Annotated in this window: 8 protein-coding genes; 2 read left to right on the top strand and 6 right to left on the bottom strand. The window is 74.5% G+C overall.

Features of this window, described 5'->3' with window-relative positions:
- The coding region (locus AB0F11_RS35845; RefSeq protein WP_362183329.1) for an efflux RND transporter permease subunit at positions 1-1542 on the bottom strand (1542 nt) is incomplete at its 3' end.
- A gap of 121 nt (positions 1543-1663) precedes the next feature.
- Positions 1664-3961 carry an immune inhibitor A domain-containing protein gene (locus tag AB0F11_RS35850; RefSeq protein ID WP_362183332.1) on the bottom strand — a complete coding sequence of 766 codons (2298 nt, stop codon included), beginning with the start codon at positions 3959-3961 and terminating at the stop codon, positions 1664-1666.
- 210 nt (positions 3962-4171) lie between these two features.
- Here AB0F11_RS35850 and AB0F11_RS35855 point away from each other — a divergent pair, with 210 nt between their 5' ends.
- A complete protein-coding gene (locus AB0F11_RS35855) occupies positions 4172-4780 on the top strand; it encodes a hypothetical protein (RefSeq protein ID WP_362183335.1) in 609 nt (202 codons plus the stop codon).
- 1 nt (position 4781) lies between these two features.
- On the opposite strand, the gene AB0F11_RS35860 is transcribed toward AB0F11_RS35855, so the two are convergent.
- The 3 genes from AB0F11_RS35860 to AB0F11_RS35870 form a co-directional block, all read right to left on the bottom strand.
- Positions 4782-5117, bottom strand: coding sequence for a hypothetical protein (locus AB0F11_RS35860; RefSeq protein WP_362183338.1), 336 nt, complete (start codon positions 5115-5117; stop codon positions 4782-4784).
- 29 nt (positions 5118-5146) lie between these two features.
- Positions 5147-6877: a DUF885 domain-containing protein gene (locus tag AB0F11_RS35865; protein WP_362183341.1), complete on the bottom strand. Its 1731-nt coding sequence runs from the start codon at positions 6875-6877 to the stop codon at positions 5147-5149.
- A 169-nt stretch (positions 6878-7046) separates the two neighbouring features.
- Complete coding sequence (locus tag AB0F11_RS35870; RefSeq protein WP_362183344.1) at positions 7047-8438, bottom strand: DUF3533 domain-containing protein; 1392 nt, start codon at positions 8436-8438, stop codon at positions 7047-7049.
- 128 nt (positions 8439-8566) lie between these two features.
- On the opposite strand from AB0F11_RS35870, the gene AB0F11_RS35875 reads away from it, so the two are divergent.
- Positions 8567-9280, top strand: a complete 714-nt coding sequence (locus AB0F11_RS35875) for a MerR family transcriptional regulator (protein ID WP_362183347.1) — start codon at positions 8567-8569, stop codon at positions 9278-9280.
- On the opposite strand, the gene AB0F11_RS35880 is transcribed toward AB0F11_RS35875, so the two are convergent.
- Positions 9281-11041 (bottom strand): FAD-dependent monooxygenase, encoded by a 1761-nt coding sequence (locus tag AB0F11_RS35880; RefSeq protein WP_362183350.1) that lies wholly within the window; start codon positions 11039-11041, stop codon positions 9281-9283.
- Positions 11042-11210 lie beyond the last annotated feature (169 nt).

Below are 11210 nucleotides of genomic sequence, written 5' to 3' on the forward strand. Positions count from 1 at the left end.
CGCCGCCCGCGCGGCCGCCGGTGCGATCCGTACGACGGCGAGGCCCGGCGCCGCGGCGGTGGCCCTGCCCACCTCCTGCACCTCCGGCGCGTCCTCGAACCGGTCGGCCCACGCCTGGAGCCGGGCCGGAGCGGTACGGGCCACCACGACCACGGCGTCGGCACGGTGCTGCGGGAACCGCTCGGCCACCAGGTCGGCGTACCGGCGGGCCTCCGCCGCCGGCGGCAGCTGCTGCTCCCCGACCGGGCTGACCAGGTGGACGCGCAGGAACGGCGAGGCGCACGCCAGCAGCAGCGCCCCCACCCCGAGCACCACCGGCAGGGCGCGCCGGCGCGTCCAGCGGGCCAGTCGCGCCGAAGCACCGCCGAAGCCGCCGTCTACACCGGGCGGGGCATCGGCGGCCCGCGTCCCGATCCGGTGCGGGAACGCCGCCAGCAGTGCGGGGGTCAGCGTCAGAGCGGCGGCCAGCGACAGGGCGACCGTCCCCGCGGCGGCCAGGCCGATCGCGGCGTAGAAGTCGCTCGGGAACGCGGCGAGTCCGCACAGGGCGGCGGCGACCACCAGGGCCGCGAAGCCCACCGAGCGCCCGGCGCTGCGCATCATCCGGATCACGGCCTCCTCCACCGGCTGCCCGGCGGCCCGCTCCTCCCTGAACCGGCCGACCATCACCAGCGAGTAGTCGACGGCCAGGCCCAGCCCGAGCATCGTGGTCGTCGACAGGGCGGGGGAGGTGACGTCGTACCAGCGCGACAGCAGGAGCAGCCAGCCCGTCCCCGTCGCGACCGTGCTCACCGCCGCCAGCAGCGGTACCGAGGCCGCCGCGAGGCCGCCGAAGAGCAGGTACACCACGACCAGCGTCACCGGCAGCGTGATCAGCTCGCTGCGCCGGGTGTCGGCCACCGACCGTGCGGCCACCGCACGGCGTGCCCGGTCGCTCCCGCCGAGCGTCACCTCGGTGCCGGGCACGGCTTCGGCGATCCGGCGCAGCCGGGCCTCGACGGCCGCCTCGGAGCGCTCCCGCGCCCTGCCCGTGAGGCCCCGCGCGAACCGTACGGTGACCAGCGCGGCCCGCCCGTCGGCGGCGACGGCGGGATCAGCGCGGTCCACACCGCCCGGGGCTGCAGCCGGAGCCGCGGCTGGTGCCGGTGCCGCAACCGACGCCGGCACGCCCACCCCCCGCACCCCGGCGATCCCGCCCAGGTCGCGCCGCAGTTCGGCCATCTCGCGCCGGAACCCCGGCCCGGACACGGCCACGCCGGCCACCACGGCGTCGAGCTGCTCGCCGTACGGCCGGGCGTCCTCCAGCAGCCGGTTGCCCTGCACCGACTCGTGCGGGGCGACGCTCCAGGCCTGCCGGTCCAGCCGGTCCAGCACGGGACCGACCGCGCCCAGCCCGGCCACCACGAGCACCAGCCACACCGCCATCACCAGCCGGTGGCGGCGTACGCAGAGGCGGGCGAGCCGGCCCGTCGGGCAGCGCACGGCAGGCCGGCCGGAATCGGCGAGGGGGCGGGGGCGGCGGTCGCGCCGGGGGACGTCCATCCGGGCAGCTTGGCCGACAGGGCCGCCCGAACCCCGGCCGACCTGCCCCGACGCGGTCGAATCGGCCCACCCCGTCACCCGGACACCCCACTCCGCCCCCGCGGCTCAGGACGACCGCGGCTCAGGGCGAAGGGCTCACCTGTACCGTGGTGAGCGCGCCGCCCGAGGCCTCCTTCACCACCGCGATCCGGGTCCCGGTGTCCGGCACCTTGACCCCGACCTGCGGCAGCTCCGCGTTCCAGTACGAGCCCCGGTGGTCGTCGAAGACCGCGACCCCCGGCCGCGAGGGGATCACGGTCGGCGCGCCCGCCTTGTGCAGGACGATCCGGTCGCTCGCCCGCAGCGAGAACGGCGCGTCGAACGTCTGCACCCGCGCGTTGAGCAGCGAGCCGTCCGCATTCCGCAGCGGCTCCGGCCGGGCGTCGATCGGCAGCAGCAGCCCGCCGCCCGGATGGGCCTTGGTGGTGTTGTCGCTGTAGGCGGTGTCCCACAACCAGATCAGCACGCCCTGCTGGTACGGGTAGAACTCCACCTGGTCGCCGGTGAACCCGAAGTTGTACGGCCCGGTCTTCAGCTGCACGCCGTAGCCGGTGTAGCGCCGGTTCTCGACCAGGTAGGCGCGCGGGTGGCGCTCGCTGCCCGTGCGGCCCTCCGTACGCGACCACTTGACCGCGCTCCAGCCGTTCGCACCTTGCTCCGCCCCGTCGTGCAGCAGCTCCCGCCCGTCGGCGGTGATCCGCAGGTCGTCGAAGGTGACGCCCTTGCCGTGGGTGTTGCCGTCGGACGTGACGCGCAGCCGCACCTGGAAGCTCTTCCCCGCGAACCGGTCGAGCGGCACGCCGAGCTCGGTCCAGCCGGACGAGGTCCCGGACACGCCCTTCGCCGGGATGGCCGTACCGCCGACGGTGCCGGGCAGCGGCGACCAGCTCGTGCCGCCGTCCGTGGAGGCCTCCACCGTCAGGAAGTCGAAGTCCTGCTCGATGTCGTACCAGAGCCGCGCGTCCAGCCGGGCCGGCCCGGACACGCCGGTGAGGTCGACCGTCCGGGCGAGGGTGTTGTCCATGAAGTCGCCGGTGCCGCTCCACCACTGGCTGGCGCCCTCGTACGGGTCGATCAGCTCGGTCCGGGTCTCCGACGGCGGCAGGTGCACCAGCAGCGCCTGCGGGTCCTCGGTGTTGTAGCCCGACACGCCCAGTACCGCGCGCGTCTTGCGGCCCGCGTCGGCCTCGGTGTACTCGAGCCAGCCGAGCTGGAGCTTGCTCCACGGGTCGAGGTCGCCGGGCCATGCGCCGGTGGTGTTCCGGCCCTTGGCCAGGTACGAGCCCGAGGACATCAGGGACCAGAAGTTGACGCTGTTGTCCCCGTCCGAGCTGTACAGGTCGGGCAGGCCCAGATCGTGGCCGAACTCGTGGGCGAACAGGCCCGCCCCGCTGTTCTCGCCGCCGGTCAGGTAGTCGCCGGCCCAGATGCCGGAGTCACCGATCGGCGTGCCGCCCGCCTTGTTGCCCTCGGGGCCCGCAGTGCCGGCCTGGTTCCAGTACGCGAACCACCGGTGCGCCCAGACGGCGTCCTTGCCCTGGGCGCCGCCGCCCCACGTCTGGTCCTTGCCCGCGTGCACGACGACGAGGTGGTCGAGGTAGCCGTCCGGCTCGTCGAAGTTGCCGTCGTGGTCCGCGTCGTAGCGGTCCCACACGTCGTACTCGGCGAGCTGCGCCTTGATCTGCTCGGGCGTGCGTCCCTTCGCGCGCTCGCCGTCGTACCAGGCGGCGGTGGCGTCCCGGATCAGGTCCCAGTTGGTGCGGCACTGGCCGGGCTCGGAGCAGTTGTCGGTGCCGTAACGGGCCTCGTTCCAGGGGAGCTTAACCCAGTCGGAGACGGTGCCGTCCATGTCGTAGCGGCCGGAGGACTGGAGCCGGTAGTAGGCCCGCATCGAGGCCGACTCGGGGTCGGGGGAGAAGAACTGCTTTTCGTAGAAGGACCGGTCGAAGTCCTTGCGCCACAGGGTGTGGTTGTCGTTCGCGGCGGGCTTGCCGATGGTGTTGTGGCGTGGGCCGGGGGTGCCTCCGAAGCGGGGCTTGCCCTCGAACTCGGTGGTGGTGTCCACCTGGTCGCCGAACTCGGCCAGGATGACGAAGACCTTGTCCTTGCGCTCCTGGGCGAGTTCGACGTACCGCTTGCCGACCTTGGCCTGGCGCGGGAGCGTGCCGTCTGCATCCGCCTTGAGGGCGGCCGGACCGCCGGCCGCGACGCTCTCCAGCGCCTGCCGGCGCAGGGCCTGCCGCTGGAGTTCCAGGGGCGCGGGCGGGGGTGCGGCGGCATGCTGCTCGGCCTGCTGCTGTCCGCCCGGGGAAGGGGGCGGCGGCGCGGTGGCCGCGAGCGCGGGGGTGGTGAGGAGGGCGAGGGATATCGCCGCTCCCACCACAGCGAGTCTGCGCAACGTGGCGGACCTTTCGGTGAGTTGGGACGGAGGGGAGGGGATGGAGCGCAGGTAATATTTCACATGTCACAGGTGATGGGTAGAGGGCTGTCCCTGACGGGCCGTCGGAGCCGGGAAACGATGACAAACCTCACTGGGTCCGGCGCGCGGCCGGGGCGAGGCTGGAGGCAACGACCAGCCAGGGGAGGACGGATGGACACGGCAGCGGGCGGGATCTGCGGGACAGTGGCCGGGCGGCCCACCCCGTGGCGGATCGTGCGGATCTGGGCGGCCGCCCTGGTGCCGAGGGCGCGGCGCAGCGGCCGGGACGGCGCCAGCGCTACCGCGCCGCACTCCCAGACCCTGCGGCAGTCCCTGCTGTGCCTGGTGGTGATGGAACTCGCCGCCGCGGTCCCGATCTCGTCGATGCTGCCGCCTGCGGTGCGGGTCGCCCACGCCGTGCTGGAGGCGGTGCTGATCCTGGCCGGGCTGGGGGCGGCCGCGGCCCTGGCCCGCTCCCCGCACGAGGTGCGCGCGGACGCCCTGGTGCTGCGCACCGGCTTCCTCGGCGAGGTGCAGATCCCCCGTGAGGCCGTCCGCTCGGTCGGAGCCACCGTGCGGACCGTCCGGGGCTGCGGCCCGCGCCCCGTTTCGGGCGAACCGAACGCGGTGGCCTGCTCCGTGGACGGCAATGTCAACGCCGTCCTGCGCCTGTGGCCGCCGGTGCACCTCGACCTGGGCCCCGCGGGCCGGGTGGCGGCGGAGACCCTCTACACCTCGGCGGAATCCGCCACGGCCCTGCGCGCGGCCCTGCGCCCTTGACCTAGCCCGCGCACAACCGGCCCCGGTAGGCCCCGGGCGGCAGCTTGGCCTCCTTGCCCGGCGGCAGCGTCTCGTTCTGAGCGGCATCGATCGACTGCTGTACGAGGATGCCCGCGGCCGTGGGCTTCGCTGCCTCGGCACCCGCGAGCCACTTCCACGTCCCCACCCCCACCAGCAGGGCGAGCGCCACGGCCGCGGCGGCCGGCGCGGTCAGGCGGCGTCGCGCGCCCTTTGCGCCGGCCTCGACGAAGGCGGTCTCCGCGGGCCGGAGTTCGGCCTCCCGGGCACGGCTCCAGCGTCGCGCCCGGAAGGCCACCCGTACTGCGCCGGGTGGCACGGACCTGTTCCGGCCGGTTCTGCGAGCCGTCAGCGGCCGGGCGCGGCGAGTTCGGCCCGCAGGTCGTGCAGGCCGAGGGAGCCGAGCGAGAGGGCTTCCATGTGCCACCGTTTGAGGTCGAAGGCCGGGCCCTGCTGCGCCCGCGCCGCCTCTCGGCCCTCCAGCCAGGCCCGTTCGCCGAGCTTGTACGTGATGGCCTGCCCCGGCCGGCCCAGGTAGCGGACGACCTCGCTGTCGAGGTAGGCGGCGGGCCGGCTGGAGTGGCGGCCGAGGAACTCCCGGGCCAGTGCGGGCGTCCACCGTTCACCCGCGTGGAACGGGGAGTGTCCGGGCACGGCCAGCCGCAGGTGCACCCCGATGTCGACGACGACCCGCAGGGCGCGCAGCATCTGGGCGTCCAGATGGCCCAGCCGGGCCTGCGGGTCGCTCAGGAAGCCGAGTTCGTCCATCAGGCGTTCCGCGTACAGGGCCCAGCCCTCGGTGGTGGCGCTCACCCGCGCCACCTTCGTCTGGTAGCGGGAGAGGCCACCCGCGAGGTGGGTCCAGTGCCCGAGCTGGAGGTGGTGGCCGGGCAGGCCCTCGTGGTACCAGGTGGAGACGAGGTTGTGCAGCGGGAACCGGGTGCGCCCCTGCGTGGGCAGCCAGGTGCGGCCCGGCCGGGAGAAGTCCAGGGACGGCTGCGTGTAGTACGGCGCCGCGCCGCCGCCCGGCGGGGCGATGCACGACTCCACCCGCCTGACCGGGGCGGCGATGTCGAAGTACGTGCCGTCGAGCGCGTCGGCGGCCTCGTCCATGAGCGCCTGGAGCCACCGCCTGGTCTCCTCGGCCCCCTCGATGCTGCGGCCGTGCTCGCCCAGCCAGGCCAGCACCTGCCACGGGTCCTGCGCCCCGGGCAGGATGCGGGCCGCCTCGTCGCGCATTTCGGGCAGGAGGCGGTGGAACTCCGACCAGCCGTAGGCGTACGCCTCTTCGAGGTCGACGTCGGCGCCCGTGTGGAAGCGGGCGAAGCGGGCGTAGCGCTCGGCGCCGAAGGCGTCGGGGACCTCGCCGACGCGGCCCGCGTACTCGCGTACCAGCCAGGCCCGCAGCTCGGCGAAGGCGCCGGTCGCCACCGAAGCCGCCGCCTCCAGCTCGCGGCGTACGGACTCCGGTGCGGCTGCTGCCAGTCGGTCGAAGGCGCCGGGCTCGGCCGCCAGCCACTCCTGCAGCTGGGCGGCGTTCGCCCGTACCTGCCGGGGGGCCGCTGCCAGCCCCTGCCCGAGGCCCTCGGTGAGGGCGGCGCGGTAGCCGGCCAGGCACTGCGGCACCGCCCGCAGCCGCCGGGCGAGCGCCGCCCAGTCCTCCGCCGTGCGGGTGGGGGTCAGCGCGAACACCTTCCGTACGCGGTGCAGAGGCGAGGTGGAGTTCTCCACCGCGCGCAGGTGTTCACCGGCCTCGTACTGGGCGAGCTCCGCCTCCAGCCGCTCGCGCAGCAGCCGCGCGCACCGCCGCTCGACCGCTGCCTCCCGGGCCGGGTCAGTGGCGGCGGTGTCCGCGTCGGTGTCCGTGGCGGTGGCCGCCGCCTCGGAGGCGGACAGGCGGCGCAGAGTGGTACGGGCCAGGTCGGCCAGGGCGCGGGCCCCGTCGGAGGAGAAGTCCGGCAGCCGGCCGTTGGCCTCGGGCACGCCGAGCATCGTGCCCGTGATCGGGTCGAGGGCCACGAGGGCGTCGACGTGGTCGTCGGAGATCCGGCGGGGCAGCTCACGCGGGTTCTTCGGCATGCCGTACGGCTGCCCGCTCGCCGGCGGGCCGAGTCCGGGCGGGCGGCTTCTTGGCCGGTATCCCCTCCCGGAGCGGCCTGAAGCCCGACCGGGCGTGCTGCCGGTCGGGCTCCAGGCTTTTCGTCGATGTGTGCGGTGCGCGCCGTGCGGTCCGTGCGGTCCGCCGTGCTCAGGCCTTCACGGGCTCCGCTGCCGCGTCGGCCGCCTCCTCGGGGCGGGGGATGCGGTGCAGGCCCTTGCGGTCGTAGAGGCGGGTCATGCCGAAGCCGAAGGCCAGCGAGACCGCCAGCGCGATGCCCATCGCGGTCCAGGCCCGGGTCAGGCCCGCGTCGGCCTGGGCGCCGTAGTAGAGGATGGAGCGCAGACCCCCGGTGAGCTGCCGCAGCGGCTCGAACTCCGACAGCGTCCGGAAGAACCCGGGCAGCGCCTCAAGCGGCACGGTCGCGCCGGAGGAGGGGACGGCCATCGCGATGAAGACGATCGTGGAGAGCAGCATGCCGGGCGTGCCGAAGACGGCGAGGAGCGCCAGGCCGCTGATGCCGACGACCGCGATGGTGCCGACGGAGTACAGCCACAGCAGGCCGAGGTGGGAGGCGTCCATGTCGAGGAGGCCGACGGTGGTGGCCTCGACCAGGGAGCCCATGACCACGGACAGGCCGAGCATGATGACGGTGTTCACGGCCAGGGTGCGCACGCGGCTCGTGTGCCGCAGGGGCGTGCGCTGGCGGAACGGGCCCATGTCGGTGTGCAGGTAGCCGAGGGCGTTGTCGACCTGGGAGTTGACCACGTTGGCGGCGAGCATGCCGCAGACGAGCAGGACCAGGGCGTAGTAGAAGGCGCTCAGGCCCATGGCGCTGCGGGCGCCGAGCGGGTGGCCGTCGGCGATCTCGACGGCGACCGGGTCGGCGAGCATCAGCTTCGCGGCCGGGGAGAGCTGGGCCCCCTGTCCGGCCGCACGGCCGAGCAGGTCCTTGCCGAGCTGCGCGGACGCGGCGTGGGCGGCCTTCTGGGAGGCGCCGCTGGCCATGGAGGAGCCGATGCTGCCGGCGGACTGGTTGGTCAGCACGGTCAGGGTCGGCCGGGCCGGCTGCGGCTGGGCCTGGCCCTGGCCCTGCGGCTGGGCCTGGCCCTGGGCTGCCTGGCCCTGCGCCGCCTGACCCTGGGCCTGCGCCTGGCCCTGCTGCGGGGCGGGGGTCAGGCCCGCCACCGCGGTGGTGAAGTCCGCCGGGACGACGAGCGCGCCGTAGAGCTTGCCCTGGCCGAGCCGCTTGTCGGCCTCCTGCCGGGTCATGACCTGCCAGGCGATGCTGTGGTTGCTCGCCGCGGACTTCTCGATCCCCGCGACGACCTGCTCGCCGAGGTTGACGTGCTTGCCGCCCGTGTCGGCCCCGCGGTCGCTGTTGACCAGGGCCACGGGCAGGTCCCGCAGATTGCCCTTCGGGTTGACGTTGCCGCCGACGTAGAGCAGCGCGAACAGGGTGGATACCACCGCGAGGATGAGGCCTGAGCCGATCCACAGCTTGGGGCTGCGGAGTACGGAGGAGGGCTGAGGGGAAGGCATGGCTGCTCCGTGGGGTCACATCGAGTAGCTGGATATCTGGGCTATCCAGAACTAGATAGTGGCAGTATCTTGCTTGTGTGTCCAGTCGGACCGCCATCTGCCGGGCCGCACCACCGCGAGGAAGCCGTATGAAGATCTCGGAGCTCAGCCGCTGTACCGGCGTGCCGGTCGCCAGCATCAAGTACTTCCGGCGGGAAGGCCTGCTGCCCGCCGGCCGGGCGACGGCCGCGACCCTCGCCGAGTACGGCGAGGAGCACGTCCACCGCCTGCGCCTGATCAAGGCGCTGACCAGCCTGGGCGGGCTCTCCATCGCCGCCACCCGCGAGGTGCTGGCCGCGGTCGACCGGGCCGACACCACCGACGGCACGCTCGGCGCGATCAGCTACGCCCTGCCGGTGCCCGTCGCCCAGGCACCGGCCGGCGACCCCGAACGGGAGGCGGAGGACGAGGCCGCCGCCGGGGCGGACGTGGCCGAGCTGATCGCGGCCATGGACTGGCAGGTGCCCGATACCTCTCCGCACGTCGGGGGCCTGGCCACCGCCCTGAAGCAGCTCCGCCGGCTCGACCCCGGCTACCGGCCCGGCGGCCTCGTCGCGTACGCGGAGCTGGCCCGGTCCATCGCCCGGCTGGACCTGGAGCGCGCGTCCACGCTCGACGATCCCGCCGCACTCGCCGAGCGGGCCGTGATCGTCTTCGCCTTGTCCGCGCCCGTGCTGGAACTGCTGCGGCGGCTGGCCCAGGAGGACCTGGTGCGCCGCCGCACCGCCGAGTGCGCCGTCCCGGAGGCCGGCGGCGAGGCCGGCGGTGATGCCGACGCCGACGTGGACGCCGGCGGCCGCTGATCAGATGCGGAAGACGCGCGCCAGGTGGTCCAAGAGCACGGTGGCCCGCTCCGGGACGCTGAGCGGGGAGAGCCGCGTCCCGAGATAGCCGTCCGGGCGTACGACGAAAGCCGCGGGACCGTCGGTCCGGTACAGCAGGGCGAACTCGCCCCGGCTGTCCACGAAGACCGGCAGGGGAGCGCCGTCGGCGTCCGTCGTCCCGAACCGGACGTCGGCCGCGCCTGCGCCGTCGCTCTCGGCGCCGGCCTCGGAGGCCGCGTCCGTGTCCGTTTCCGTTTCGGTTTCCGTGTCGGCTTCCGTGTCGGTGTCGCCCGGGCCGGCGAGGACCACGAACGCCGGCATTGCGGCCGTACCGGTCGACCGCCTGACCCCGGCGACGAGTTCGCCGCAGGAGGCCACCGCCGCAGGGGAGTCGGCGTAGAGCACCAGCACGTGCCCGCGGTCGCGCAGCAGGTCGTACAGCCGCAGCGGCACGGCCGCCACCGCGGAGGTGAGACCGCCGCAGTCCGGGGCCCGCTCGCCCGGGCCCGGGCCGTCGGCCCCGGCGGTACCCGGCCCCACGATGGGGCTGTCCGGGTACGCCACCAGCAGCTGGGCCTCGCGGAGCGTGACGGTGGCCACGTCGTCCGGATCCGCCTGCAGGCCCTGGGCGGCGTGCCGCACCGTGCGGCCGACCACCTCCTCCCCGACGGGGTGCCGCTCGGCGTGGTAGCTGGCGAGCAGCCGCGGGTGCGCGGTGCCGGCCACGGCCAGGGCCAGCTTCCAGGCCAGGTTGTGGGCGTCCTGGATGCCGGTGTTCATCCCCTGGGCGCCCGTCGGCGGGTGGATGTGGGCCGCGTCGCCCGCGACGAAGACCCGGCCGTCGCCGTACCGGTCCACCAGGCGGTGGCTGATGCGGAAGACGGAGGACCAGCGCATCGCCGACGCCGTGGTGGGCTCCGGCGAGAGCCGGTCCAGGACCGCCTGGACGTGCTCGATCCCGGGGGCGCGCTGCGCCTCCAAGCCGTGGGCGACCTCGTCGCCCTGCGCGGCCTCCGCGGAGAGCTCCGGCGGCACCAGCATCGACATGCGGTAGCGGTGGCGTCCTGGCAGGGGGATGCAGACGAGGATGTCGTCCACGGCCCCGTCCACGCCGTGGTGCACGGAGCGCACCCCGTAGCCCTGCGGCAGGCTCCAGTCCACCTCCACGTCCGCGAGCATGTACTCGTCGGGGAACGCGCCGCCTTCGAAGGTCAGTCCGAGGGTCTTGCGGACGATGCTGTGCGCCCCGTCGCAGCCGACCAGGAACCGCGAGCGCAGCTCCTGCTCCTCGCCGTCGGCGGTGACGATCCGGGAGAGGACTTCGCTGTCGTTCTGCGTGAACGACAGCAGCTCGACGCCGCGCTCGATGGCGGTGCCGAAGCGGGCGAGGTGTTCCTCGAGGATGCGCTCGGTCTCGTACTGGGGCAGGGCGGCGAACCCGTACGGCACCTCGGGGGGCAGCCGCAGGTCGATGTGGCCCTGCGGGGCGCCGTCGACGTACATCAGCTGGCCGCGCAGGGGTACGGCGGCCTCCAGGGCGGCGCGGACCATGCCCATGCGGTCCCAGACCTCCAGGGTGCGGGGCTGGATGCCGACGGCCTTGGCGTACGGGAGGCGGGCCGGGAGGCGGTCGATGATGCGGCAGTCGACGCCCTGCCGGCGGAGCTCTGCGGCTGCGGTCAGGCCGACCGGGCCGGCGCCCGCGATCAGTACGTCGGTCTCGGTCTCGGTGTCCGCCACTGGCCTCTCCCGCCGATCGCCCCCCTGCTGGCGCCCTTCCATGGTCGGACCGCGGCCCCGCCCCGGCGACTCGGGGCCCGGGCCCTGACCGGCTGCCGCTGCGCGGAGCCGTCCCCCCCATTACCTTCTTGGTGGCCCGCAATGGGGCGCCCGGCCTCCGGAGTTGGCA

This window comes from Streptomyces sp. NPDC032472 (assembly GCF_040636955.1).
Classification (GTDB): Bacteria; Actinomycetota; Actinomycetes; order Streptomycetales; family Streptomycetaceae; genus Streptomyces.